The 26,152-nt window shown below is 42.6% G+C and carries 28 protein-coding genes and 4 tRNA genes; 7 read left to right on the forward strand and 25 right to left on the reverse strand.

The window, feature by feature from the left end; genetic code table 11:
* Positions 1-194: 194 nt before the first annotated feature.
* The 6 genes from FTU70_RS02215 to rpoD all read right to left on the reverse strand — a co-directional run bounded on the left by FTU70_RS02215 (position 195) and on the right by rpoD (position 6,754).
* Positions 195-1,589: an APC family permease gene (locus FTU70_RS02215; protein WP_131260687.1), complete on the reverse strand. Its 1,395-nt coding sequence runs from the start codon at positions 1,587-1,589 to the stop codon at positions 195-197.
* A gap of 267 nt (positions 1,590-1,856) precedes the next feature.
* A complete protein-coding gene (locus FTU70_RS02220; RefSeq protein ID WP_104853139.1) occupies positions 1,857-3,041 on the reverse strand; it encodes an iron-containing alcohol dehydrogenase in 1,185 nt (394 codons plus the stop codon).
* A gap of 1 nt (position 3,042) precedes the next feature.
* The gene (locus FTU70_RS02225; protein WP_026438100.1) at positions 3,043-3,576 is read right to left on the reverse strand and encodes a hypothetical protein; all 534 of its coding nucleotides are present in this window, start codon (positions 3,574-3,576) and stop codon (positions 3,043-3,045) included.
* Between the two features lie 75 nt (positions 3,577-3,651).
* Complete coding sequence (lipB, locus tag FTU70_RS02230; RefSeq protein WP_180059953.1) at positions 3,652-4,308, reverse strand: lipoyl(octanoyl) transferase LipB; 657 nt, start codon at positions 4,306-4,308, stop codon at positions 3,652-3,654.
* 152 nt (positions 4,309-4,460) lie between these two features.
* Positions 4,461-4,754 (reverse strand): YbeD family protein, encoded by a 294-nt coding sequence (locus FTU70_RS02235; protein ID WP_004972250.1) that lies wholly within the window; start codon positions 4,752-4,754, stop codon positions 4,461-4,463.
* Between the two features lie 113 nt (positions 4,755-4,867).
* A complete protein-coding gene (rpoD, locus tag FTU70_RS02240; protein WP_004972247.1) occupies positions 4,868-6,754 on the reverse strand; it encodes an RNA polymerase sigma factor RpoD in 1,887 nt (628 codons plus the stop codon).
* A 373-nt stretch (positions 6,755-7,127) separates the two neighbouring features.
* Here rpoD and FTU70_RS02245 point away from each other — a divergent pair, with 373 nt between their 5' ends.
* Together FTU70_RS02245 and FTU70_RS02250 are read left to right on the forward strand one after the other, a co-directional pair.
* Positions 7,128-7,337 carry a PA3496 family putative envelope integrity protein gene (locus FTU70_RS02245; protein ID WP_004972246.1) on the forward strand — a complete coding sequence of 70 codons (210 nt, stop codon included), beginning with the start codon at positions 7,128-7,130 and terminating at the stop codon, positions 7,335-7,337.
* 68 nt (positions 7,338-7,405) lie between these two features.
* Positions 7,406-7,930, forward strand: a complete 525-nt coding sequence (locus tag FTU70_RS02250; RefSeq protein WP_004972244.1) for a YecA family protein — start codon at positions 7,406-7,408, stop codon at positions 7,928-7,930.
* A gap of 105 nt (positions 7,931-8,035) precedes the next feature.
* On the opposite strand, the gene FTU70_RS02255 is transcribed toward FTU70_RS02250, so the two are convergent.
* From FTU70_RS02255 to FTU70_RS02275, 5 genes are all read right to left on the reverse strand, one after another.
* Positions 8,036-8,578 (reverse strand): hypothetical protein, encoded by a 543-nt coding sequence (locus FTU70_RS02255; protein WP_131260684.1) that lies wholly within the window; start codon positions 8,576-8,578, stop codon positions 8,036-8,038.
* 224 nt (positions 8,579-8,802) lie between these two features.
* A complete protein-coding gene (locus FTU70_RS02260; protein WP_004972241.1) occupies positions 8,803-9,219 on the reverse strand; it encodes an ABZJ_00895 family protein in 417 nt (138 codons plus the stop codon).
* Between the two features lie 48 nt (positions 9,220-9,267).
* Positions 9,268-9,882 (reverse strand): DedA family protein, encoded by a 615-nt coding sequence (locus tag FTU70_RS02265; RefSeq protein ID WP_096901026.1) that lies wholly within the window; start codon positions 9,880-9,882, stop codon positions 9,268-9,270.
* A 75-nt stretch (positions 9,883-9,957) separates the two neighbouring features.
* Positions 9,958-10,245, reverse strand: coding sequence for a hypothetical protein (locus tag FTU70_RS02270; protein WP_096901025.1), 288 nt, complete (start codon positions 10,243-10,245; stop codon positions 9,958-9,960).
* A 342-nt stretch (positions 10,246-10,587) separates the two neighbouring features.
* Entirely contained in the window at positions 10,588-11,520 is a 933-nt protein-coding gene (locus FTU70_RS02275; protein WP_104853141.1) for a rhodanese-related sulfurtransferase, read from the reverse strand.
* A 217-nt stretch (positions 11,521-11,737) separates the two neighbouring features.
* Here FTU70_RS02275 and FTU70_RS02280 point away from each other — a divergent pair, with 217 nt between their 5' ends.
* Positions 11,738-12,223: a DUF1289 domain-containing protein gene (locus tag FTU70_RS02280; RefSeq protein ID WP_179989235.1), complete on the forward strand. Its 486-nt coding sequence runs from the start codon at positions 11,738-11,740 to the stop codon at positions 12,221-12,223.
* Between the two features lie 96 nt (positions 12,224-12,319).
* Here FTU70_RS02280 and panD read toward each other — a convergent pair whose 3' ends face one another.
* The 11 genes from panD to FTU70_RS02335 all read right to left on the reverse strand — a co-directional run bounded on the left by panD (position 12,320) and on the right by FTU70_RS02335 (position 18,419).
* Complete coding sequence (gene panD, locus FTU70_RS02285; RefSeq protein WP_004972232.1) at positions 12,320-12,700, reverse strand: aspartate 1-decarboxylase; 381 nt, start codon at positions 12,698-12,700, stop codon at positions 12,320-12,322.
* 146 nt (positions 12,701-12,846) lie between these two features.
* The gene (pth, locus tag FTU70_RS02290; RefSeq protein ID WP_179990210.1) at positions 12,847-13,428 is read right to left on the reverse strand and encodes an aminoacyl-tRNA hydrolase; all 582 of its coding nucleotides are present in this window, start codon (positions 13,426-13,428) and stop codon (positions 12,847-12,849) included.
* Positions 13,429-13,446: 18 nt separating this feature from the next.
* The gene (rplY, locus tag FTU70_RS02295) at positions 13,447-13,743 is read right to left on the reverse strand and encodes a 50S ribosomal protein L25 (RefSeq protein ID WP_004972228.1); all 297 of its coding nucleotides are present in this window, start codon (positions 13,741-13,743) and stop codon (positions 13,447-13,449) included.
* A 101-nt stretch (positions 13,744-13,844) separates the two neighbouring features.
* Positions 13,845-14,798: a ribose-phosphate pyrophosphokinase gene (locus FTU70_RS02300; RefSeq protein WP_004972226.1), complete on the reverse strand. Its 954-nt coding sequence runs from the start codon at positions 14,796-14,798 to the stop codon at positions 13,845-13,847.
* A 36-nt stretch (positions 14,799-14,834) separates the two neighbouring features.
* Positions 14,835-14,909: transfer RNA gene (locus FTU70_RS02305), tRNA-Gln, on the reverse strand.
* 93 nt (positions 14,910-15,002) lie between these two features.
* Positions 15,003-15,077, reverse strand: a tRNA-Gln gene (locus FTU70_RS02310).
* A 19-nt stretch (positions 15,078-15,096) separates the two neighbouring features.
* Positions 15,097-15,171, reverse strand: a tRNA-Gln gene (locus FTU70_RS02315).
* 27 nt (positions 15,172-15,198) lie between these two features.
* Positions 15,199-15,273: transfer RNA gene (locus tag FTU70_RS02320), tRNA-Gln, on the reverse strand.
* Positions 15,272-16,102 carry a 4-(cytidine 5'-diphospho)-2-C-methyl-D-erythritol kinase gene (gene ispE / locus FTU70_RS02325; RefSeq protein ID WP_131260682.1) on the reverse strand — a complete coding sequence of 277 codons (831 nt, stop codon included), beginning with the start codon at positions 16,100-16,102 and terminating at the stop codon, positions 15,272-15,274. Before ispE ends, FTU70_RS02320 begins: the two co-directional genes overlap by 2 nt.
* A gap of 19 nt (positions 16,103-16,121) precedes the next feature.
* Positions 16,122-16,700 carry a lipoprotein insertase outer membrane protein LolB gene (gene lolB / locus FTU70_RS02330; protein WP_179994697.1) on the reverse strand — a complete coding sequence of 193 codons (579 nt, stop codon included), beginning with the start codon at positions 16,698-16,700 and terminating at the stop codon, positions 16,122-16,124.
* 3 nt (positions 16,701-16,703) lie between these two features.
* Positions 16,704-18,419, reverse strand: coding sequence for a tetratricopeptide repeat protein (locus FTU70_RS02335; RefSeq protein ID WP_180059955.1), 1,716 nt, complete (start codon positions 18,417-18,419; stop codon positions 16,704-16,706).
* Positions 18,420-18,497: 78 nt separating this feature from the next.
* On the opposite strand from FTU70_RS02335, the gene hemA reads away from it, so the two are divergent.
* Positions 18,498-19,772 (forward strand): glutamyl-tRNA reductase, encoded by a 1,275-nt coding sequence (hemA, locus tag FTU70_RS02340; protein ID WP_131260679.1) that lies wholly within the window; start codon positions 18,498-18,500, stop codon positions 19,770-19,772.
* Positions 19,773-19,835: 63 nt separating this feature from the next.
* On the opposite strand, the gene FTU70_RS02345 is transcribed toward hemA, so the two are convergent.
* Positions 19,836-21,791 carry a DNA primase gene (locus FTU70_RS02345; RefSeq protein ID WP_131260678.1) on the reverse strand — a complete coding sequence of 652 codons (1,956 nt, stop codon included), beginning with the start codon at positions 21,789-21,791 and terminating at the stop codon, positions 19,836-19,838.
* A gap of 198 nt (positions 21,792-21,989) precedes the next feature.
* Complete coding sequence (locus tag FTU70_RS02350) at positions 21,990-22,970, reverse strand: outer membrane protein assembly factor BamD (RefSeq protein WP_154320974.1); 981 nt, start codon at positions 22,968-22,970, stop codon at positions 21,990-21,992.
* A gap of 71 nt (positions 22,971-23,041) precedes the next feature.
* Between FTU70_RS02350 and rluD the strand changes: the two genes are divergently transcribed.
* The 3 genes from rluD (at position 23,042) to FTU70_RS02365 (ending at position 25,518) form a co-directional block, all read left to right on the forward strand.
* Entirely contained in the window at positions 23,042-24,094 is a 1,053-nt protein-coding gene (gene rluD, locus FTU70_RS02355; RefSeq protein WP_004972212.1) for a 23S rRNA pseudouridine(1911/1915/1917) synthase RluD, read from the forward strand.
* Between the two features lie 71 nt (positions 24,095-24,165).
* Positions 24,166-24,909: a peptidoglycan editing factor PgeF gene (gene pgeF / locus FTU70_RS02360; RefSeq protein ID WP_167845845.1), complete on the forward strand. Its 744-nt coding sequence runs from the start codon at positions 24,166-24,168 to the stop codon at positions 24,907-24,909.
* A 39-nt stretch (positions 24,910-24,948) separates the two neighbouring features.
* Positions 24,949-25,518, forward strand: a complete 570-nt coding sequence (locus tag FTU70_RS02365; RefSeq protein ID WP_004972210.1) for a flavodoxin family protein — start codon at positions 24,949-24,951, stop codon at positions 25,516-25,518.
* Between the two features lie 78 nt (positions 25,519-25,596).
* Here the strand turns inward: FTU70_RS02365 and smpB are convergent, their stop codons facing one another.
* Positions 25,597-26,073 carry an SsrA-binding protein SmpB gene (smpB, locus tag FTU70_RS02370; protein WP_004972209.1) on the reverse strand — a complete coding sequence of 159 codons (477 nt, stop codon included), beginning with the start codon at positions 26,071-26,073 and terminating at the stop codon, positions 25,597-25,599.
* Positions 26,074-26,152: the final 79 nt, after the last annotated feature.

Raw genomic sequence — 26,152 nt, forward strand, 5'->3', positions numbered from 1 at the left:
TTGAGCATCAATTCATTTCAAATTTGATCCTATCTTCATCGTAATTGTATGCATTGATAGATAAAAAGCTGAGACAAAATTGTACTTAGCTTTTTTATTTTCGCTATTTTGCTGCTTTAAAGCTGAAACCCATTTGAGGCATAAGAAAAGGCGCATAAAGCGCCTGATCTTAAGAGGTTGAGATGCTATTTGTCTTAGCGATCATCAAACTCATTGTGCTGCGGAGCAGGGTGTTTAAAGCCTTTGGTTTTATAACCGAGGTATAAAACCCCAAACATCGCCCACCATAAGCCATACTTCAATGAAGTTTCATCGACTTCGAGCCATAAAGCAAAGACTGCAATAAAGCCGCACAACGGTACGATCACAAAATTGAGAATGTCTTTAAAGCCTTTGGTGCGACCATCACGTAGCGCATAACGTGAAATCACCGATAAATTCACAAAGCTAAATGCGGTGAGGGCACCAAAACTGATTAATGAAATGACAAAATCCAAGTTCATAAAACCAGCAGTTAACGCCACAGCACCTACAATTAAAATATTGTATGAAGGTGTATAGCTACGTGGGCTGATATGACCAAAGATTTTTTTGTTGATCACGCCATCACGACCCATCACGTACATTAAACGCGATACGCCCGCATGAGCCGAAATACCCGATGCCATTACCGTTACAATAGCAAAGGCAAGCACATATGACTGGAACAACGAGCCGCCGACCAAGAGCAGAATTTCTGGCTGTGTTTCAGCAATATTTTTAAAGTAGCTGCCTGGTTCATTCGGGAAGAAAATCTGCATGAAATAGGTGCTGACAATAAAAATCACACCCGCAATCAGCGCAGTTAAGAACATTGCCTTCGGTAAGGTTTTTTCAGTGTCTTTGGTTTCTTCTGCAAGCGAGCTGAGTGAGTCAAAACCTGTAAATGAGAAGCAGAGTAGGGTTGCACCTGTAATCAATGCGCCTACCGAAGTAAGTTCATTCCAGAAAGGTTCTAAGCTCCATAACTGATAACGTTGCTCGGCAGTAATTGGACCATCGGCATTGAAGCCTGCCTGAAGTTTGGTGTACATCATCCATGTAAATACGCCAATGACCACCAACTGTACCAAAACGATCATACTGTTAAAGTTGGCGACAAAACGCGCGCCACGCAAGTTGACACCCGTCATAAATGCCGTGAGTACCACCACCCAAATCCAGTGATTCACATCAGGGAATAAGGCTTCCAGATAAATCACCGCCAAGATGATGTTGACCATTGGGGAGAGTAAATAATCTAGCCAAGATGACCAACCCACCATAAAACCAACGTTGGGATGAATCGATTTTTGTGCATAGGTATACGCCGACCCAGAAGAAGGATAACGACGAATCATGTGACCATAACTTAAAGAAGTTAAAAGAATGGCAACCAGTGCAAAAATATAAGATGTGGGTACGTGAAAATGACTTTCTTCCGATACTAAGCCGAAAGTGTCGAATAACGTCATCGGTTGAATGTAGGCTAAACCAATAATAATAATGTGCCAGAGTCCTAGCGTTTTTTGCAGTTTAGCTGCCGATTGAGTCCCAGAGATATTTGTCAACGGCGTTATCCTCTTAATCGTTGATCAAGGATCAGTCATGTTTGTTCAGGATTGTTTGAGACGAACAATCCCCCCTACATAAAAAGTAAAAACGCGCCAATCTACTCCATAATGACGCGCTTTGTCAGTATCTTTGCTTTCTTTTTTAGCAGAAAAAACGCCATATTGATGAAAAAACATCAGACGCAGCAGTCTACCAATGAAAAGCCCGATGTTTAGAAAAACATCAGGCTAGATTTTCGGCTATGTTCGCCTATTTTGTAGGAATTACCAAGCCTTTTTTAAGATAGCTTTGAGTTCTTCTAAATTGGCTTCTTTCGGGTTGTAAATAATCGAACCATCGTTCAGGGCTTTTTCAGCGACTTCATCTAATTGTGCTTCGCTGACTTTACCAGTTTCTTGTAAAGTGCGTGGCAATTTGGTCAGTGCATATAAGCGGTCACGAATAGCTAAGAGTGTCGCAATGGTTTTATCGGCACGTAAATGTGCAGGGGTTTGCGCATAGACGTCTGCGCCTGCCAACGGTAATAGCAGCTCGGCAATTTTATCGGCATTGACGTCTTTGTTGTATTCCAACACGTATGGCAAGAATAAATTCATGCACAGTCCATGTGGCAAATGTGCCACAGCACCCAACGCATGACCTAGGGAATGCACTAAACCAACCATGGAATTTGAAAATGCAATGCCCGCCATAGTAGATGCTTGTGCCAATTCCAAACGGCCTTGTTCATCGCTTGGGTTGTCTAATACATTGAACAGGTTATTGCTGATTTTTTTAATTGCTGCAGTGGCATAAGCATCAGAAATTGGGTTGGCTGCCATGCAACTATAAGCCTCAATGGCGTGCGTCATGGCATCCATAGCCGTCATTGCTGTTAAATGTGGTGGCAAAGTTTGCGTCATACGCGGGTCTAAAATGGCTGCATGTGGCATTAAGTAATACGATGCAAATGGCATTTTGACGTTCTTTTCTGTGTCGGATACCACCGCAACCATAGTCACTTCTGAACCTGTTCCAGATGTGGTTGGAATCACAAAAAAAGGTTTCAGTGGGCGTGGTAAGTTATGCGCACCTGAATATTGCAATAAGTCATCACCGCCCTCGCTGACTAAAATATTGGTGGCTTTAGAAGTGTCAATGACTGAACCGCCACCCACCGCGATAATGGCATCACAGTTATTTTCACGGTACAACTGTGCCGCACGACGCACTGTTGCCACACTTGAATCTTGCGGGACATCATCAAAAACATAGCCAATCACGGCATCGGTAGATTCAAAAGCCGCTTCAATCGGTGCAAGCAAATTGTTGGAACGCACACCTTTGTCGGTAATGATCATTGGACGCTGCGAACCGAGTGTCGCCAATTCAAACGGAATATGTTCAAGCGCTGCATGACCTGCAATGACTTTGACTGGGCAAAAAAATTCGTAATAAGGCTTCGCCATGTTATGCACTCCGTTTGAAATAAGATTGGGCAACTTTTAGATAGATATTGGCTGCACCTGATAGTTTTTCTTTTAAGCTGAGTTCAGTCGGATATTGTTTTACCGCCAGTTCTGCCAGTAATTTAGGCAAGATCAGTGCTTCCATTTTATTCAGGCAACGTACCAAGCGAATTGCATAAGACACATCACCATCAGCAATCATGCGGTCATGCGCAAAGGCCTGTGCGGTACTTTCCTGAAATGAAAACACTAAAAATGCATGATTTAAGTGTTTGAAGGTAATGGTTAAATCGGGTTTTTGTGCCGTATTCTGTAACAGTTCTAATTGATGATCTGCAGTGACTTTGGCAACAAAGGCTGGACCATTCGGAAAAACTTTCATAGACAACACAAAGTTGCTGGGGAATTTTGCAACTTCCTGTTTAATTTCTTCATCGACCTGACTTGCCATGACTAAACCTCTGCCAATCACATCCATCATGAGTTTGACATAGGCCAGTTGCAAAGCGGGTTTCACAGATTTAGTTGAAATCACGCGCTGAATCCCTGTGTTATAAATCATTATTTAGAGTAAATACTCTATTTTATTTCTTATTGAAAAGAAAGCCATTTATACGTGAATGACTTGAACGTCATTAAAGTAACCGCTGTTTTGTAAAGTTTCAATGATATCTGCGCAGAAGTTTTCAAAATGTGGATAGTCATTGACTAAATCCATCACACGTACCATTTCCAAACCTGCATAGCCGCAAGGGTTGATACTTTGAAAACCAGTCAAGTCACAATCAATATTGAGGGCTAAACCGTGATAACTACGGCCTTTACGAATTTTAAAACCGAGTGAGCCAATTTTTCGTTCATTGACATATACCCCTGGTGCATCTGCTTTGGCATAGGCTTCAATGCCGTATTTTTTAAGCAGCTCAATCATCAAGTTTTCAGCATAAGATACCAAAGTACGGACATTCCAGCCTAAACGGTTCAGGTCAAACATGAAGTAGGCGACCAATTGGCCTGGGCCATGCCATGTGACTTGACCACCACGATCAGTCTGTACCAAAGGAATATCTGTCGCCATTAAAATATGTTCGGCTTTGCCTGCTTGCCCTTGGGTCAGTACATTCGGATGTTGCAAAATCCAGAGTTGGTCAGGGCTGTCTGCATCACGTTGTTCAGTCCAGTCTTTCATTTCCTGAAAGCGAGCTTGATAGTCAGTCAGGTCATGATATTGACGAATAATCAGGTTTGGCCGTTGTGCAGTATCCACAGTGATGCAGTCCTATCCATAAAAGCAAGAAATTGATTTTATTATACGAAAATGTGGCGGCTGTAGGGGATTTGTGGATTGAATAAGATTTTGGCAGCGCAGAAACAAAAAACACGCCCGAAAGCGTGTTATTTGAAAATCAATCTACAAAATTACAATGCAGTTTTAATCAGTGGGCAAGCTGCCAAATCTGCATAAATGGCATGCACTTGTTCCAATTCTTCAAAACGCAATTGTGCTGTAATTGAATGATACTTGCCTGTGCGTGATGGGGTAATGCTGATGCTTTGTGCATCAAACTCAGGGAAGTGCTTCACTAAAATTTCAAGCACAGCAATACGCAGTTCATCACCCGCGTCACCAATGAGTTTAATTGGGTAATCCATTGGAAACACCCAAAGATGCTCTTGTAGTTCACGAGATGGGGTACGGTTGAATAACGTCATAAGCGTGTGTCTCTATCTCTATATCAAACGCCTGCATAGGGCAGGCGTTTTTTGTCTTGTTGAATAAATGAGGCTGAATTTAAAAATTTCAATAGCTCATTTATGCAGCAATCTTAGTCATTTTCCAAGAACGAGCGTAAGTGTTCAGAACGAGAAGGGTGACGAAGTTTACGTAAGGCTTTGGCTTCAATCTGACGGATACGTTCACGGGTCACATCAAACTGCTTCCCAACTTCTTCCAAAGTATGATCGGTTGGCATATCAATACCAAAACGCATTTTCAGAACTTTGGCTTCACGTTCAGTCAAGTTTTCAAGCACTTCACGGGTCGCTTCTTTTAAGCCTTCAGAGGTTGCCGCATCAACAGGTGAGGTGATGTTGCTGTCCTCAATGAAGTCACCCAAATGTGAATCTTCATCATCACCAATTGGCGTTTCCATAGAAATCGGCTCTTTGGCAATTTTCAGAACTTTACGAACTTTAACTTCATCCATTTCCAAGCGTTCGCCTAATTCTTCTGGAGTCGGTTCACGACCCATTTCCTGAAGCAATTGACGCGATACACGGTTGATCTTGTTAATGGTTTCGATCATGTGTACTGGAATACGAATGGTACGCGCTTGGTCGGCAATAGAACGGGTAATCGCCTGACGAATCCACCATGTTGCATAAGTCGAGAACTTATAACCACGACGGTATTCGAACTTGTCTACCGCTTTCATCAAGCCGATGTTACCTTCCTGAATCAAGTCTAGGAATTGTAAACCACGGTTGGTGTATTTTTTTGCAATCGAAATAACCAGACGCAAGTTGGCTTCAACCATTTCTTTTTTCGCACGACGGGCTTTGGCTTCGCCTACTGCCATACGCTTAGAAATTTCTTTGATGCCTTTAACATCTAAGCCTAACTCTTTTTCAATGTCGGCAATTTTTTGTTGGAACGCCAAAATATCTGGACGTACTTTTTCCAAATAGCCTTTTTGGTCGGCAGGTGCTTTGGCAATGTGCTCGTCTAACCAAGCAAAGTTAGATTCCTGACCTGGGAATGAGGTACGGAATTGAGTACGATCCATACGACCACGACGCACCGCATAACGCATCACTTCACGTTCAGCAGTACGAATTTGTTCATGTGTACCACGAATCATTTCCGAAATAATATCGAATAAACGTGGCGTAAATTTAAACATCATAAATACAGTCGCTAAAGCTTCTAAAGCCTCTTGAGCTTCGGCACTTTCACGACCATGTTTTTCAATGGCAGCAATTTTTGCAAGATAAGCCTGTTCCAATTCACCAAAACGCATTCTTGCAATTTCTGGGTCTGGACCTGAATCTGCTTCAGATTCTTCTTCGGCTTCAGCTTCTTCTTCCTCATCGTCATCATCAAGTTTGACGTCTTTGGTTGGTTTGTTGCTGGTGTCTTCTTCTTTGTCTAAATCGGCTTCGTCTTCTAAAACTTCTGGAATTTCTTCATCGGTTTCAGGGTCTAAATAACCTGATAAAATATCGGCAAGGCGACGTTCGCCTGCTTCATAATCTTTATATTCTTGCAGTACCACTTGCACTGCGTTTGGCCAGTAGGCAATCGAGTGAAGTACATCGCGAATCCCTTCTTCAATACGTTTCGCAATGCTAATTTCACCTTCACGCGTTAACAGCTCAACCGTACCCATTTCACGCATATACATACGCACAGGGTCTGTGGTGCGACCAGGCTCATTTTCTACAGAGGCAAGTACCGCTGCAGCTTCTTCTTCAGCAACTTCGTCGGCAGCTTCCGCATTATCCTCGAACATTGCATCATCAGATTCAGGCGCACGTTCATGCACAGGAATACCGACGTCTTGAAGCATTTGAATAATGTCTTCAATCTGCTCGCTTTCTGTGATTGAGTCCGGGAGATGATCGTTAACCTCAGCGTAAGTTAGGTAACCTTGCTCTTTGCCTCGGCTAATCAGAGCCGCTACTTGCGAAGTAGGGGAATTCATATCGCTCATCTTTGCTTACTCTTCGTTGAATCTGTGGCAGTGAAAAACCGTGCATGATAGCACAATTCGCTTTAAATAGGGGGTGAATTGATCAATCAAGCATGATTTTAAAATGATGTTTGAATGAAGAATGTGATAGGAATATGGGGCTTCATTACTGTTTTTCAAGTCAATTTCCTTTTTGCCCGCAAAATATTTTTATGATTGGGGCGAATCTCAAATAATGATACTAACTTGTTCATAAATACACAAATTTGCCGCAATGTTGCAAGCTGTCTATGTTGCAGTTTTTTGAAAAAAATAAATAAAACTTGACAATATTTATAAAGGCAGATAAATAGCGGCTAGACCCTTCACATTTTTTCATTCTGAGGTAGTTTTAGTGTCTTCTACAGATTTTGAACTAGATGATAACTACGGTGATGATGATGTTAATTTCGATGAGGCATCAAACAAAATAAGCGCGAAAGAATCTTTAGAAAAGCGCCGTTTGATTGATGATTTACTCGCACAACGTCGTTTGGAACGTGAGCTCAAAGATTTTGATTATGATTTTGACGATGACGACGATTTTGACGATGAAGATGACTAAAATCAGGTACTGTATCTGGCATTGAAAATGCTATGCTACACCCCTAAATTGACACCGATGGATTTGAAATGACTGCTTTAGATTTAGACCTGTTAAGTGAATATCTAGATGGTGACCAAAACGAGTATGGTCTAGACTTCGCTGCAACGCATGGTTTCTTGTGTGCCATTGCAGTTGGACCTCAATTTGACCCATGGTTAAATGAATTGTTTGAAGGCAACCAAAAGAAAGTGCCTGCTGAAATTATTGCGCAAATTCAGGCTTGGTTAGAAAGCATTCGCCAAAGTTTAGCCAATGAAGAAGGCATTGAGTTTCCATTTGAAATTGAAGAAGCAGAAGTTGATTCAAGTTTGGGTGATTGGAGCGTTGGCTTTGTCGATGCGATGTTCTTAAACGAAGAAGCATGGTTTACGCCTGAATTTGAAGAGCAATTGGTTGATTTAACTTTGCCAATGATGGTGTTTAGCGGCATTGATGAAGAAGATCCACAAATGGAATCTTTCCGTCGCAATGGTCAGTTAATGGACGAAATTGCAGAAGAAATTCCTGAAAACCTGAATGAATTATATTTGATGTACCACACGCCTGATTAATGGCTTGGTTTACATATTGTGTAATATGTAATCCTCATAAAAAAAACGCACTGCGCAAATCGCAGTGCGTTTTTTATTATGGCGCTTCAATGATCATGTTACCAATTAGCGTGTCGCACGATCCCAAGCATCTTTGACAGCAAATTTAGCTTGTTCCCACGTTAAGCGTGAACTGCCTTTAATTTGCCCCCATTTGCTTCTTAGATCGGGCTCAACATCTTCGAAACGTGTGTGCGTATCATAATGTGGGCGGTTTTCATAACCAATGCGATAGGCATTTTGATAGTCACGATCATAATCTAAATCATGATAATGGTTGCGTGTTTCTGTAAAGTAGGTTGTATTTAAGCTATTGGTACGCCAGTAAGCTTCTTCTTCGGTAGGGTTCACAACTTCTGCTGCACCTTTACCTGCCAAACCACCCACTACAGCGCCTACAGCACCACCGACCACAGCACCTACTGGACCACCCAGCGCACCTACTGTTGCACCAGTAGCCGCACCGCCAACAGCACCTAAACCAGTACCGACAGGGTGTGCACCAGGTTCTCCTGTAATTGGATCGGCATTTAAGCGATCACGTTCTTCTTTTGGTAAGTTCTTAACCACATCACGGTCAATTTTTTCATTGCGTTCAAAATCTGACATTCGAATCACCTTTTTATCTTTGTATGCGTTATAGCGTTCCTATATTCATAAATCGCTATGATAGGCTTAATCTACGCTGCTACAATGTAGGCTTATAGCCTATTCAGAATGCATTTCAGTTACAGCGCATGTCAGACGTAAATTTATGTGTGATATATCAGCCTGATGTTGATTTTAAGTGTTTGATGTTGCGGTTCAGTGTGAAATACGTACTTTAGGTAAGCTTATAAGTACTTTTTTTGATAATAACGGTTCGCATACCAACCATAGGCAACATGAAAAACTGCACCATGAATCGCAATCAAACACAGCATCACCACCGCAGCCAGTGCTAGTCCTGCTTTATCTGCAGCTTTTAAAATGGCTTCTGCATTCGGATTCATCAGCACCAAGAAAAACACAAAGAAGCTACCAATAATAATTGCCACCGCACTTGAGCCCCAAACCAGTTGAATTTTTTCATCACTGCTCGGTAAGCGTTGTTCTTTTTTGACAAAATGTCCTGCGCTAATGAATGCTGCGGCAATTAATGCAGGGAGCAAGGTCAAGCCACCTAAGTTCAGACCAAAAATCAATACGGTAATGAGTAAGACCAGCGTAATACTGTAAACCGCAGCAAAAAATAATAAATATGGTTTCATGTCTGATTTTCCCCAAAAAATTGATTCAATTGCGCAGCAACACAAGCATTAGTCACGCATTTTACGGCGATGCCTACGGTATAAAAAAATGGCGATGACTAAGAGCACCAAGCCTATAATGACATGGCTGACCTGACTGAAAATTTGCTGCATCAATTGTTGGTTTTCACCAAAATAATAACCCACGCAAGCTAAAAAAGTGGTCCAAATTATTGTGCCTAAACCACTATAAAACATAAATTTCCAAAATGGCATGTGGCTCATGCCTGCAGGAATACTGATGAGAGAACGAATAGCGGGAATCATGCGCCCAAAAAATACAATCCGATGTCCATATTGTTCAAACCAATGCAGGGAGTTTCGGACGTCTTGTTCTTTAATCCATAGATATTTACCGTAGCGATTGACCCAGTGGTAAATACTTTCATGTTTGCAGCGATAACCTACCCAATATAACACTGCCGCTGCGAACAACGAGCCGATACAGCCTGCAATGATGACACCCAATAGCAGTAATTGCCCTTGCGATGCAGAATAGCCTGCAGAGGGCATAATAATTTCAGAAGGAACGGGTGGAAAAACATTATCCAGAAACATTAACAGGGCAATACCAAGGTAGCCCAGTTGTTCCATAATGGAAATAATCCATTCAGTTAAGTTCATGCAAGTTGTGCTTTAGAAAAGTGCTTCTATCCTAAGCAGTATTGGACGAACAGTAAAGTCTTGCGCAATTTAGACTTAATCAAGCTCTGCATGGGTCAGGGTATAGATATATACACGTCTTAAGCTATATGCCACAAGTATAGGAATGGCACAGAGCAGGGCGTAATTCAAGAAATGCGCTTGTAGATGATAGCCAACAAATGCCGCAATAATACCGCCTAAAATTGCACCTAAAGCCACAATAAAAGTATGAGATTCATGTTCCAAACCATCTTGCATTGTTGCGCTATGCGTAGCAGTCACAGATTTTACAGGCGTAAAACGTAGTGTGTGCATTGAATTTGAAATTGTTGTTTTAGGCATAGCGTCACTCCTGATTGCGGCATATAAATTTAGGAATACATAACGATCCTTGAATTTTGGGTTATGGGAGATGTTGAGTTTGTACTGAACATCTGCACCAATATAGCCACAGATTTTGTGGCTTATTTTGATTGAATGCTATCACCCAATCTGGGGATATTGCGCAATGCTTGGTAAACAAGCGTTGTATTTTTATGTTCTATGTAATCTTGCGTGAAGCATATATGTAGACATAAAAAATCCCCATACTGGATGAGGACTTTTTCAATATGATTAGAGTGGTCGATACAACATCAACATGGCTTTTGTTAGACCTTGTTGATGTGTATGAGCCTGTACGGATTACAGACGTTTACGTTTAGCTGCGGCAATTTGTGATTGGCGCATACGGAAACCTTCTTTTTGTTTCTCACTGGTTTTATCAATACAGTACACACAAGATACACCGTGTTCATAGCTTGGTAATTCAACTTCTTCAGGCAGTAATGGCCAACCGCAAGCATGACATTTGGTGTTTTGACCTTCTTGCATACCATGTGTCACCGCAGTACGGCCATCAAATACGAAACATTCACCTTCCCATAAGCTTTCATCGGCTGGTGTTTCTTCTAAGTATTTAAGTACGCCACCTTTTAAGTGATAAACCTCGGTAAAACCTTCTTGCAACAATAAAGAGGTCGACTTCTCACAACGAATCCCGCCTGTGCAGAACATCGCAATTTTTTTATCTTTATGCTGTTCTAGGTTTTGTTTCACATATTCTGGAAATTCACGGAACGTTTCGGTTTTCGGGTCAATTGCGCCCTTAAACGTTCCTGCTTTGTATTCATAGTCATTACGGGTATCAATCAGAATGACATCGTCACGAGCAATCAGTTCATTCCATTCTTTCGGGTCTAGGTAGTGACCGACTAAATCACGTGGTTTTACTTCTACACCCAAAGTCACAATTTCTTTTTTCAGCTTGATTTTCATTTTACGGAATGGCTTTTCAGAGCTGTGCGACTCTTTGTATTCCATTGTAGTAAAGCCTTCATTCAACAGAAATTGGTGAACTTGATCAATCGCGGCACGATCACCCGCTACAGTTCCATTAATGCCTTCACCTGCCACAATAAGAGTACCGCAAAGGTTGATTGAATTTACCAAATCTAATAAGCGTTGTTGAAGATCGGCAGGATCTGCAACTTCTTTGAATTGATAAAGTGCGGCAACAACCCAAGTCGTGGTCGCTGGCTGTTCTACAGGTGCAAGCTGTTCTACAGTAGCGTTCATGGAGTACTCCAATAGATGAAAGACAAAAATTTAAGGCGCATATTCTAACCTGCTTTGTGTGAATATGCGAGAAAACCGAGTGCGGTACATGGTTTTAAAGCACGACACAACATTTTAAAAATGTAGCAGAACGGGGTATGATGCCACTCGTTTCAAAGAAGAATGTTGTGTTCATGTTGATGCGCCAACAGGTGTTGTTAAATATTGGAGTGTTGTGTTGAGTAAGGATCGTCAAATTGCCACTTTAACCCCGTGTGCAGGTCGTTGTTCTACGGTGTTTGGTGATGCTGTCTGTCGAGGTTGCCGTCGCTTTAACCATGAAGTGATTCAATGGAACAGTTATACGTCTGAACAACACACTGCCGTTTGGCGTCGTTTAGATGCACAGCTCGATCAGATTTTAGTGCCTATGTTGCCTTTTGCTGACCTGCGTCATGTCGAAGGGTTTATCCGCTCTAAGCGGGTGCGTTTACGTGATGATGCTTCAAAAGGGCGTAAGCTGTACCATGCACTGAAAATTTGTGAAAAAAATCGACATTTTACCGATGAAAGCGGCTTGGGCATTCACTACAAAGAAGTGCGACCTTTGTGGCAGGAGTTTGAACGTCGCGTGTTGGCGCTTGCAACCGCAAGTTATGATTTTGCATTTTTAAGGGCTGATGGTATTAGCCATAGCTTATTGCATAGCTTGCAAGATGATTAATTTGTAATTCTTGCGATTAAAGGTTAGAAAGACTTTTATTGAACCATAAAAAAACTCGCAAAATTTGCGAGTTTTTTTATTTTGTACAGGAATGGCTTAAGCCACTTGTACAGGAATACAGTTTGCAGTGTGACTCACGGTATTGTCTGGGTTTGCATAGACCAAACGTGGTTCGTGTGCATTGGCTTCTGCTTCAGTGAAGTCACCAAAGGTTGCAATAATAATAATATCGCCTACATCGGCTTGGTGTGCAGCACCACCATTGACTGAAATGATGCCTGAGTTGTCTTCACCACGAATTGCATAAGTTGTGAAGCGCTTACCATTGGTCACGTTCCATACGTGGATTTCTTCATATTCACGAATGCCAGCCAAATCCATGAGTGTTCCGTCAATTGCACATGAACCTTCGTAGTGAAGTTCTGCATGAGTTACAAAAGCACGGTGGATTTTGCATTTTAATAAACGAGATAGCATGGTGAGCGTCTCCTTAGTGGACCTAAGATTTTATCTTATGGTTGAATTCAAACACTGCTTGCTGGATGTCAGTTCCGAGCAGAAAGCGCATTTTGCTCTGAAAATTGCGACATGGCAAGTGTGATTGTTCAACAATTGTGGATTCATCAGTTCGGTTTATAGGCATTGATTTGATTCATGGCTTGTTGTACTTCGCCATTGACCAGTAACTTGATACGACCTAATGCATGTGCAAGTGCATCATCCATTAAAGTTTGCTCGCTACTTGGTGCTTTGCTCAGTACATGACCAGACACGCGTTCTTTTGAACCCGGATGCCCAATACCAATGCGTAAACGATGGAAGTTTGGACCTGTGTGCGGCACGATGTCACGTAAACCATTATGTCCACCATGACCACCACCCGTTTTTAGGCGAATGATCCCTGGGTTCATATCCAGTTCATCATGAGCAATCAGCATTGCTTCAGGTGCAATTTGATAGAATTTGGCGAAGGGAACAACACTTTGACCAGAACGATTCATAAAGGTTGTGGGTAATAACAGACGAATGTCTTGACCTTCGATATTACCACGTCCGCTGATCCCGTGAAATTTAGGATCGGCTTTTAATGTAATGCCATATTGATCTGCAAGGCGTTCTACAAACCAGAAGCCTGCATTATGGCGGGTTTGGGCATACTCTTTACCAGGGTTGCCCAAACCAACAATCAGTGAAATATTAGCCACTAATTATACCATGAACACTTATGCGCGTTTGAAGTCAGCGTGCATAGGTGTGTTTTTAGCAGGGTGACGTTGTAACGCTTGGATTTTCACGTTTTCAACTTTGTCGCCTACTTTGATTTCTACAACTTCTTCAAAGAAAGCATTGCTTTCTAAAGCTTTTACAAGCTCACGAAGTTCTAAAGTGATTGTTACAGGCTCAGCGTCGCCACCATAAATGATAGCTGGAACTAATGCAGCGTGACGAAGGCGGCGGCTCGCACCTTTCCCTTGGTTAGCTGCTTCACGCGCTTGAGCGTTTAATACGAAGTTTGCCATGATAGACATCCTTATTTTGAGTTTAAATAAACTAGATCTGCGACCAATCTAGTGATAGAAAACCCTGCCAAGTGGCAGGGCTTTGAAAATTTAGCGCTCTATTATAGATAAGAATCGAACATTGCGCTAATAGATTCTTCGTTGTTAATACGGCGAATTGTTTCTGCAACCATACTTGCTACAGATACTTGGCGAATTTTACCAAGTGCTTGAGCTTCTTCTGAAAGAGGAATGGTGTCTGTAACAACCAGTTCATCAATCACAGAATTTTTCAGGTTTTCAATCGCTTTGCCTGAAAGTACAGGGTGGGTAGCATAAGCAACAACGCGGCGAGCACCAAAAGTTTTAAGTGCATCGGCAGCTTTGCATAATGTACCTGCAGTATCCACCATGTCATCTACAATGACACAGTCACGATCTTTTACATCACCAATCAAATGCATCACTTGTGATTCATTCGCTTTTTGACGACGTTTATCGATAATTGCAAGATCGATATCACCCATTTGTTTTGCAACAGCGCGTGCACGAACCACACCACCAACGTCTGGTGAAACTACCATGAGATTGTCGTGTGACTGTTGACGCAGGTCAGCCAATAGCGCAGGCGTACCATAAATGTTGTCTACAGGGATGTCGAAGAAACCTTGAATTTGGTCTGCGTGCAAGTCAATCATCACTACACGGTCAATCCCTACAGTGGTGAGCATATCTGCAACCACTTTAGCGGTAATTGGAACACGTGTAGAACGAGGACGACGGTCTTGGCGGGCATAACCGAAGTAAGGAATAACGGCAGTAATACGACCTGCACTTGCACGACGCAACGCGTCAGCCATCACCAAGATTTCCATGAGGTTGTCATTGGTTGGCGCACAAGTAGGTTGTACGATAAATACGTCTTTACCACGGACATTCTCGGTAATCTCTACAGCAATCTCACCATCAGAGAAGGTAGAAACTGATGCAGCACCTAAAGGAATGTGCAAGTGGCTTACGACTTTTTGAGCGAATTGTGGATGCGCGGTTCCACTAAAAACGACAAGATTGGGCATGAAGCACCCTTGGCGGTTGGTGTATGTAAGAATAGATGGCAGGGGTAGCTGGATTCGAACCAACGGATGCCGATATCAAAAACCGGTGCCTTACCACTTGGCGATACCCCTAATGCGGCAGAACTTTAATATTTTTACTGCGTTCTGTCAAGGTAAATTAACAGGATAGCGGTAATATTGGGGGTTCTGTCTAATGCGAGAAAATGGCAGGGGTAGCTGGATTCGAACCAACGGATGCCGATATCAAAAACCGGTGCCTTACCACTTGGCGATACCCCTAGATTTGATCACTGTAAGATGGCAGGGGTAGCTGGATTCGAACCAACGGATGCCGATATCAAAAACCGGTGCCTTACCACTTGGCGATACCCCTAATACAGTAATCTACAGGTGAAAGAGATGGCAGGGGTAGCTGGATTCGAACCAACGGATGCCGATATCAAAAACCGGTGCCTTACCACTTGGCGATACCCCTATTGTACTGTGAAATGTCGTAATGGAGATTCATCTAAGCTGTTCACAACGTACGCAGTACATGGTGAGTGTGCCAAAATGTCGTCTACATTCATTTCTGCAGTCACTTCAGTAAAGACACAAGCACCTGTACCTGTAAGCTTTGCTTGACCAAATTGGTCTAAATAACGCATTGCTTCATCAACTTCGGGGTATAAATTTCGTGCCACAGGCTCAAAATTATTTCCAAAGTCAGATGGCTTTATCTGATAGCCGCAGAATTTAGTGGGCTTCGTGTTTCTTGTCAATGTTTTTTGTGAAAAAAGTAGTTGAGTGCTGATAAAACAGTCAGGTTTTAACACAATATATTGTTTTGGGGCTAAGTCTATGAATGTTAACTGTTCACCAATGCCTTCTGCCCATGCATTACGACCATGCACAAAGATCGGTACATCTGCTCCGAGCTGTAAACCAAGTTCAGCTAGTTTTTGAGTATCCAAGCCACATTGCCAAAGTTGATTGACTACAATTAAGGTGGTTGCGGCATTGGATGAACCTCCGCCAAGCCCTGCACCCATAGGGATGTGCTTCTCAATTTTAATATTTAAACCTGTGGCTTGTTTCGCGTAGGGTTTTAAAATTTGCGTGGCTTTGTAAATCAGGTTTTGCTCTAAATTGACACTGTTTAAACCCTGAATTTGAATGCTTTGAGTATCATTGACTTCAAATTCTAGCCAGTCGTATAAATCAATCAGTTGAAAAATAGTCTGCAATTCATGGTAGCCGTTGTCACGACGCCCAGTAATGTGCAAAAACAGATTTAATTTGGCAGGTGAGGGTACACGAATCATGGCGAAACTTGGCAAGTGATTAACGATTTTGGATGAGCATTGTAATACGGTTTTCTTGCCCTGATTCAAGTGCTTGTTTCAAAATCAGACGGTTTGGCAAACTGGCACTGTCGTTATAGCTTAAATCGACTGTCCAGCCATCTTCAATAAATTGAGTCGGGCGCTGTTGGGGGTCTTTTTGAATTTGGGCATTGACCGTTGCAGGTCGGGCTTGTACCCAATCGACCAAGTGGGTGATGGGCGCTTGCCAACCTGTGGCTTGTTCTAACAGTTCTTCAGGACTTTCGGCATAAATCAACCCTGTTTTGGCACTGTTGAGGGTGACTTGTCCCGGTTGTCCACTAATTTGCGTTTTACCCACACCCAAAATACCGCTCAGTTCAATATCAAACTGCTGTTGCTGCTGTACCCAAGTAAAAAAGGCACTGCCAGATTGCTGCGGAGTGCGCACACCAATTTTGCCTTGTAGGTTAAATTGATTTTCGGCTTCAACTTGCTGTGAAATGTTGGCTGGTTTTTGTACGAAAGGCTGACAACCTGTCAGTACAAGGCTACTGGTGGCAAAAAGGGTTAATCCTAATTTTGAAAATAAACGCATGAATCATTTAACTCTTTTAACTGGCTGCGGTAACAATAGCGAATTTAATTGTTGCAATTGCGGATCATTCGGATGATTTTGTTGTAATTGTTGTAACACTTGGCTGAATTTTTGAATATCGCCTTGCATATACAACGATTTTGCATAACGTGAGCCAATCGCGGCACTATGACTCAGGGCGTAGGCTTTTTCTAAAGCTTGTGCCGAAGCGGTGTAGTCATTTTGCAAATAGCTGACATAACCTAAAGTATCTAAAATAGAGGCTTGTTCAGGTGCAAACTCAAGTGCTTGCTCTACATAGCGACGCGCTTCATCCAAACGACGATTTTGCAGTGCAAGAGTATAGGCGTAGGCATTTAAATAGGTTGGGCTGTTCGGCTCAATTTCCAGTAACTTGGTGAGCAGTTGATCCAGTTTGTCTTTTTCCTGATGTGCATCCAATAGTAAGACTTCTGAATAGATCAGGTCAGGATCATCGGGCAGGTTTTTGATGGCTTCATCTAACAAACGCAGTGCTGCTTTTTTATTATCCATACGTTTTAAAATATCGGCCTGTGCCTGATATAAAAAACTGGCGTGCTGCGGATAGTTGACCCGTTCCTGCGTTAAAAAGCGCAGGGCATCGTTCAGTTTATCTTGCTGGGCAAAAATACTGATCATGTTGCGACGTGAAACCGTATAGAGGCTACCATCCACCAAACGATAATAGGCTTTGGCTGTTTCAAAGTGCTGTTTACGCTCGGCATTGACTGCCAAATAGAAATAGGCTTCGTTTTGATATTGGGCTGAATAGCGCAACTCTACTAAATATTTTTCGGCTTTTTCGTATTGTTTCAAGTCAATACTGGTCAAACCTGCAATAAATAAGGCTTCATCTTCCGTAGGCCATTTTTTTAAAATAGCTTCTAGCTTTGTTAGCGCCAAAGTTGCTTCATTTTTTTTGACCAAATATTTGGCTTCGGCTAAACGGACTTCAAAATTATTTTTGTGTTTACGGCTGGATTTTGCATACCAAGCTGCCGTTTCTTCTTCATTGCCAAGTACGCTCAACAAATTGGCTTTCATTAAAATATAGCCAGTGACTTTCGGGCGTTTGCGCAACGCTCTGTTAATGGTGTCGAGCGCGGCTTGATATTGTCCATTTTGCGCTTTTAAACCTGCAATCAATACCAAAATAGATGGATTGTCTTTGGCTTTGCTGGTGCGCAGGGCTTGAATCAGAAATTCACGGTCTTCTACAGATTCAGGGGAAATTCCCGCCAAAATTTGTTCTAAGTCAGCCGTGGCATCAATATTTAGAATTTTATCTAAGGTTTCTGCAGCCAAGTCATATTCATGCGCTTTGAGTGCAATGTGCGCCAAATAAAACAGTGCAGGGACATCGGATGGTTCTTGTACCACCCAATGTGTTGCAATATCTAATGCGGCACGTAGGTCATTTTGTTCAATGGCAATATTCAGGGCGCGTTGTTTAATGGAAGTCGAATTGTTCTTAATTGCCAAGACCGTGTAGTTGTGTAATGCAGTTGGAATATCGCCATAAGCCAAGGCAAATTCTGCCACCATGGTTTGTTTTACCGCATTATAATTTGAATTTGCATGATAAATTTCTTCAGATGCTCTAAGATGAGCAACTGAAGCCATGCTACCGACCAGTAAGAATGTGGTAGAATATTGCTTAATTGTCGCGCCGTATGGTCGGCTATTTGTTTGACGCAATTTTTCTTGATCCAAGTAATGCTTTTTATGACACCGTTATTGCACAATAGCATAAATTTAGCGAAATGATGATCTGATATGTCTTTCTTTGCATTGGGTGTCAACCATCAAACCGCCTCTGTAGAGTTGCGCGAGCAAATTGCATTTAACCCAGAAAAGTTAAGTGCCTTACTTGCTGAGCAAAGCCAACATCCCGAACTGAATGATTTGGTGGTGGTGTCTACCTGCAACCGTACCGAAGTCTACGCCATGTCTGAACATCCAGAACAGGTGTTGGATTGGCTTGCACACGTCAATGGTATTGATGCGAAGCAATTGAGTCGTCATGTTTATCGTTATGAAAATGCACAGGCGGTGTCGCATTTAATGCGCGTAGCCAGTGGGCTAGATTCACTCATGTTGGGTGAGCCGCAAATTTTAGGTCAGGTCAAAACTGCGCTGTCTTTAGCCAAAGACTCACATACGGTTTCGCAACAACTCAACCGAATTTTTGAATATGCGTTTTATGCTGCCAAACGGGTACGTTCAGAAACTGCCGTAGGCAGCCATGCTGTGTCGATGGGTTATGCGGTAGCGCAACTGGCGTTACAAGTATTTAGCCATCCTGAAAAACTAACAGTGATGGTGGTGGCTGCAGGCGAAATGAATAGCCTTGTGGCGAAGCATTTGGCCGAGATGGGCGTCGCTAAAATTTTAATTTGTAACCGTACCCGCGCTCGTGCCGAAGCTTTGGCACAAGAAATTGCGCATCGGGTTGAAGTTGAAATTATTGAATTTGATCAGTTAGCGGCCAATTTACACCGCGCTGATGTAATTTCAAGCTGTACGGGTAGTTTGCATCAGGTGATTGCTTATCCTGAAGTAAAAGCAGCGTTAAAGAAACGTCGCTATCAGCAAATGTTGTTGGTCGATTTGGCCGTACCACGTGATATTGATCCTAAAATTGAAAACTTGGATGGCGTGTATTTGTACGGGGTCGATGACCTGCAAAGCGTGATTGATGAAAACTTGGCGCAGCGTCGTCAGGCGGCTGTGGAAGCAGAGCTAATGGTCAATCAGCTTGTGACTGAGTTGGTGACCCATCAAAAAGTTCAGCAAGCAGGTGCGACCATTCATGCTTACCGTGAACATGGCGAAAGCTTGCGTCAGGAAGAATTAAATTTGGCGATGGCGCGTATTGCCAAAGGTGAAGATGCTGCACAGGTTCTGCAGGAATTTTCCTATCGTTTAACCCAAAAACTGCTGCATCCAACTTCTATTTTATTGCGTGAAGCAGCCAAAGGTGATGAGCCTGAATGTTTTGAGTTTATGCAGGAAAATTTAGCAGCGACTGCCAAACATCGTCGCAAATAAGCAAGATTAACGTGATTCACAAAAAAGATTTTTGATGATACAAACTTAATCTAATCAGATCGCTTATTCCTCTAACAAGGTCAGCGATCTTTTTTTATCAATTTCATAAATTTGATGTTTCAAGCGCTTCATTTCTTCAATGCTGCTGAATTTTTTGGAGCGAATTTTTTGCTGTAAGCAGTCGTATTGCAATTTGGTTGAAAAATCCTGCGCCAATTTATCGACGTGTTCAGGAGAAGTCGTGTAATCACTGACATTGGCTTGTTGTAAAATGCGCTGTAATTCATAGTGATACGCTGAGCATGCACCCAAAATATAATATTTGGCTTGTTCAGGATCATCGGGTAGATCATCAAAAATAGTATTTAAAATATTTAAGATTTGGTGTAGCAGATGATCATTTGGAATCAGCGCACGTAACGGTTCAAAGTGAATATACAAATACGGGTGATTGATTAGAATCGCAATCACATATTCTTCGGCATCGACTTTGGTGCTAAAACTCAAAGATGCATCGTTATTGGTCTGTGCCTGCCATTTACGGTTAAAGCCTAACTTTTCACGGAAAAACTGTTGCAGCAAATAGCGATAAGAACCCGTTTTGGGCAAAAGTTCGGTCAACTGCCGCAGTTCACCCATGACCTGACTTTTGCCTTCAGGGGTACTGATATTATGGTTTTGGGTGAGATGCGCAAAGACAAAATCTGATAGCAAAGGTGCTTGATCTAATAAACGTCGGAAATTTTCGATGCCTTCACGACGAATAAGTGAGTCAGGGTCGTGCTCATTGGGTAAAACAAAGAACTTCAGTTCACGTCCATCATTGAGCAAAGGCAGTGCAATTTCCAGTGTACGACGTGCGGCTTTTTGACCTGCGGCATCGCCATCAAACGCGATGGTAATGCGGTTGTTTTGGCGGAATAGAATGTTTAAATGATCGGTATTACTGGCTGTACCGAGTGTCGCTACAGCACCATGAATGCCGTATTGCTGCAAGGCAATCACATCCATATAGCCTTCGACCATTAAATAATCTTGGGCTTTTTGTTTGCGTCCTTCATATAAACCATAGAGCAATTGGTTTTTATGAAACACTTCCGAATCGGGCGAGTTGATGTATTTGGGTTTGATTTCATCATTAAGTGCGCGACCACCAAAGCCGACCACACGTCCTTTGCTGTCACGGATTGGAAAAATCACCCGATCACGTAATAAATCGAAGTCACGTCCCTTGTCACTGGTACGAATTAAGCCTAGCAGTTTTAAACCTGCAATGTCTTGCGGAAAGGCTTTTTCTAAATGCTGCCAATCTTCGGGTGCGTAACCCAAGCGCCAAAACTGCAAGGTTTGTGCGGTTAAACCACGTTTTTGAAAATACTGTTGCGCGGCAGGGCTGTGCGGCAATTGCTGCTCATAATATTGCGCTATATTTTCTAGCAAGTCGTATAAGTTGCCTTCTTGTGCAGGTGTGTCCTGCATGGTGTCCCATTGCTCAAAACCTGCAAACGGGTCGGCATTGTTTTGAAATTCCGAGTTTGCGTATTCAGCACTTTGAAACTCGGCAAAAGGATCAAAGTCGATGCCAGAAGCTTCAAAAGTATGTTCGCTTGATGTGGTTTGAGCTGCAGAAGTTTCATTCTGGTCTTTTGCTGTTGGTTTGGGTTGAGCTATCGGTGTTGGCTTTTTGGCTTCACGTTTATAAGAGAGTTTTTTATTGTCGTGCTGATCTTTTGGGAGTTCGATGCCTGTTTGACTGGCCAAGTCTTTCATGACATCTACAAAATTGCGGTTATCAATATCCATTAAAAAACGGATGGCGTTACCATTTGCCTGACAGCCAAAGCAATGATAATACTGCTTGTCACGGTAAACGTGAAAAGACGGGGTTTTTTCCTGATGGAACGGGCAGCAGCCCGAATAGGTACGACCAGTTTTTTTTAATTTCACGCGCTGACTAATCAGATCGACAATATCAGTGCGATCTAAAATTTGATCAATCGTGTGCTGTGGAATGGCCATACGGTTTTGTCTGTTATCTCTTGGTAGTGAAAGGTTCGCCGAACAGGTTGAATACATCAGACTGTGCTGATTGACTCAATGAGTATTCTCTTTTGTATCTTTTTCTAGGACAGGAAACAAGCCCATAAAAGAACAAAGGGCAAGTATCATAACTTGCCCTTTGCATTTTTCAAAACTGAAAAATCAGTCGGAATGGTTTTATTCAGTGCTGTCGTTTTGAGATTTTGGACGATCGAGCAAGCCAAAACTCAAACGGTTGGTGAGGCTGCGTGATGGCTCTGCTTGTGCTTTAGTATCTGACTGTTGTGTTTCAGTGCTGCTTTGCGCTTCACGTCCGAAAATACCCAAAGTTGCACGGTTAATCCAGCTTGCGTCATGACGGGCAGCACGTAAATTCACGCTACCATCTGCTTTAACCAAATTTGGATAGTTCAGTTTCAACACATCAATATATTGTTGAGCTGTGGCTTGATCGCCCAGTTTGCCATAACCATAAGCCACCGTTGCCAACGCTTCTGGAATTTGCGGAGTTTGCGGATAATGCTCAACTACCCACAATGAACGCTCTACTGCAGCCACCCATGCTTTACGTTTAATGTTATAACGTGCCGCATTCATTTCGGCTTCCGCCAGTTCCTGACCAATAAACTGCATGCGCTGTGCAGCATCTACCGCATAAGTGCTTGATGGATAGCGACGGATAAAATCGACAAAGTTTTGATAGGCCAGTTTTAAATAGCTAACATCACGGTGTGATTGCTTGAGCGAGGTATAACGCAACAAACCATCATAGTTTTGTTCCATATTCGCCACACCACGTACATAGTAGGCATAATCGGCTTTAGGATGCTGCGGGTTCATGCGGATAAAACGATCTGCAACAGCAATTGCGCCTTCATAATCTTTTTGCTGGAATTTTGCATACAACAATTCAAGCTGCGCTTGCTGCGCATAATCACCCGTTGGATAATAGGTTTCTAAAGCTTCAAGATGCTTAACGGCATCGGTGTATTGACCACGATCCAGTGCTTTTTCTGCCTTTTCAATATAAACCTGTTCGCTAGATTGCGGACCAGTATCGACCACTTCTTTTTTTGGATTGCTGCTACAGCCCACAATTGCAGACGCAACGCCGAGTGAAAGAGCAAGCATTGTTATTTTATAACGTGGTAGCGACATAAAAATTCCTCTGTTAATACGGGCAATGAGCTACAATTGCGCTATTAAACCACTTTTGTCTGAATGAGCAAATGAGTCAAGCACAATCTACCCATTCCAATTTACCTGAAACTGAGTTCAATTTACTTGAAGATGCTGAGGATGCAGATAACCATACTTCAGACTCAACTGCAACACGTTTATCGTTGCAATTTCAATTGGATGACAGCCACTTAGGACTACGCATCGACCAAGTTGCAGCCATCATTTGGAGTGAATTTTCACGTGAAAAGCTAAAACAGTGGCTCAAAGACGGTCATTTGTTGGTAAATGGTAACACGGTCAAACCTAAATATAAGTGTGAAGGTGATGAGCTTCTTACCCTAGAAGTCGAGCTTGAAGCGCAAACCCGCAGCCTACCTGAAGATATTCCACTGGATATTATTTATGAAGATGATGACATCATGGTGATTAATAAACCTGTGGGTATGGTGGTGCATCCGGGGGCGGGAAATAGCTCTGGAACTCTGGTAAATGCCTTGCTGCATCATTATCCAAAATCGGCAGAGTTAACTCGTGCAGGTTTGGTGCATCGTATTGATAAAGATACTTCGGGTTTGCTGGTGGTTGCCAAAAATCTGGAAGCACAGTTTGCCTTGACCAAGCAACTGGCGAAAAAGTCAGTTTATCGTTTATACGACTTGGTGGTGTACGGCAACATGATTGCGGGAGGCACTGTCGATGAGCCGATTAAACGCCATCCTGTAGATCGAGTGAAAATGGCTGTTTTGCCGGGCGGCAAAGACGCCGTCACACATTACAATGTTAAAGAACGCTTTCAGCATTTCACTCGTGTTCAGGCGCGTTTGGAAACTGGACGTACTCATCAAATTCGTGTGCATCTAAGTTATATTGGTTATGGTTTGGTTGGCGATCCTGTTTATACGCCACGTGTACGTGTGCCAGCAGGCGCATCGGCATTATTAAACGATACCTTGCGTAACTTTAAACGTCAGGCCTTACATGCCGTCAAACTCGGTTTGGTGCATCCACGTACTCAAGAAGAAATGATGTTTGAAGCGCCGTGGCCTGAAGACTTTAAACAATTGGTAGACGTGTTACGCAGTGAAAATGCTGCCTATTAATTGTTGCATAGACAGCATTAACAAGATCAACTCAGATACGGCAATGCCAGAAAACGACTAAGGATAGATTTATGCAATTTGTTCAAGGATTACCTGCAGGTGTGTATGTTGGGCAAACCCGCATACAACATGTGCAAGCTTTAGCGACAGACTGTGCCGATGTATCTGGTTTTAATCTGGCGCTGCATGTGCAGGATGATGCATGGCGTGTGCAGCAGCATCGTATGAGTTTACTGGCAGAGTTTGCTGAATATGGGGTCGATAAAATGACGTGGATGACGCAAACACATAGCGTGTTGTGTCAGACCATTAATGAGCAAATCACTTGTGAAGCTTTAGAAGGCGATGGTTTGGTCACTCAGCGTAAAGCGCATGCTTTAATGATGATGACCGCAGACTGTTTACCTGTGGTTTTGGGCAATGCCGAAGGCACTGAGGTTGCGAATCTGCATGCAGGCTGGCGTGGTCTTGCCAACGGTATTATCGAAAACACCATCGTCGAAATGCAAAGTGCTCCAACATGGGCGTGGTTGGGTGCGGCTATTAGTCAGCCGTGTTTTGAAGTTGGGGCTGAGGTGAAACAGGCATTTTGCGATAAATATCCTGAATTAGACACGGCTTTTATTGCAGGGCAGCAGCAAGGTAAATATCTTGCTGACTTGTATGCGATCGCGCGTTTTATTTTGCAGCAGCATGGTGTTACAACGGTCTTGGGCGGTGATCAGTGCTCGTATCAACAAGCCGATGATTACTATTCTTACCGCCGTCAAGCACGTACAGGACGTATGGCAACATTCGTGTTTATGCAGGCTTAGTGTTAAACTTGACTTAATTATTTGGTTTTAAACATTCTCATGTCAGTGACTCATTCAACATCTTCTTGCGCTGCTATTCGTGTGGCGGTGGTTTATCACAGTCCTTATGGTCATACTGCTAAGGTGGCACAGCATATTGCACAAGGTGCTGCGCAAATGGATGCTCAGGTGACTTTGATGGATGTGGCTGAAATTGAATGGGATAGCCTAGATCAAGCCGATATTATCATTATGGGCTGTCCAACTTATATGGGCAGCATTACTTCGGCTTTAAAACAGTTTATGGAGCAATCGTCTAAGCGTTGGTTGGCCAGAACTTGGCAGGGCAAACTGGCGGCAGGTTTTACCAATGGCGGTGGTTTAAGTGGCGATAAACTGGCGGTGCTGCAACAAATTAATTTATTTGCGATGCAGCATGGCATGTTGTGGTCAGGTTTACCGTTTATGCCGACAGGGCGTAGTCCACACGATATTAACCGCATGTCGAGCTTTTTGGGTTTAATGACGCAGTCTGATAATGCCAGTGTTGAAGTTACGCCACCCGAAGGTGATTTGGAAACTGCAGTCAAATTTGGTAAATATTTGGTGGAATTAAAACTTAAAGACTAAGCATTTTTAGTTTTACAACTTCCATAAAAAATGCTCGATGTTGATCTCGAGCATTTTTTATGGGCGGAATGTGCAAAATTATTTGTGCATCAAACGTGCTTTATCACGCTGCCAATCGCGGTCTTTTTCAGAAGCGCGTTTATCGTGCAATTGTTTACCTTTCACCAAAGCAATTTCAAGCTTCGCTAAAGGGCCTTTCCAATAACATGCTAAAGGTACGCAAGAATAACCTTTTTGATTGACTGCACCCATCAACTTTTCAATTTCACGTCGTGAAAGTAAGAGTTTGCGGGTACGGGTCGCTTCAGGCACTACATGCGTTGAAGCCGACAAGAGTGGTTGAATTTGTGCACCAAATAAAAAGGCTTCATTGTCACGAAACAGGATATAACTTTCGGTAATAGTCATACGTCCTGCACGCAAAGATTTGACTTCCCAACCTTGCAAAGAAAGTCCTGCTTCAAATTTTTCTTCAATAAAATAATCGTGGCGTGCACGTTTATTCTGTGCAATTGTTCCGCCCGTATTTTTTTTAACTACAGTTAGCTTCGCCATATTCAATTACTTCCAAACTTATGACTATTGTGCCTCAAACCAAGGCTTGCTGACAAATCAAAATCATCACAACTGTTGG

It is taken from the genome of Acinetobacter sp. YH12135 (assembly GCF_013418565.1).
Lineage (GTDB): Bacteria > Pseudomonadota > Gammaproteobacteria > Pseudomonadales > Moraxellaceae > Acinetobacter > Acinetobacter towneri.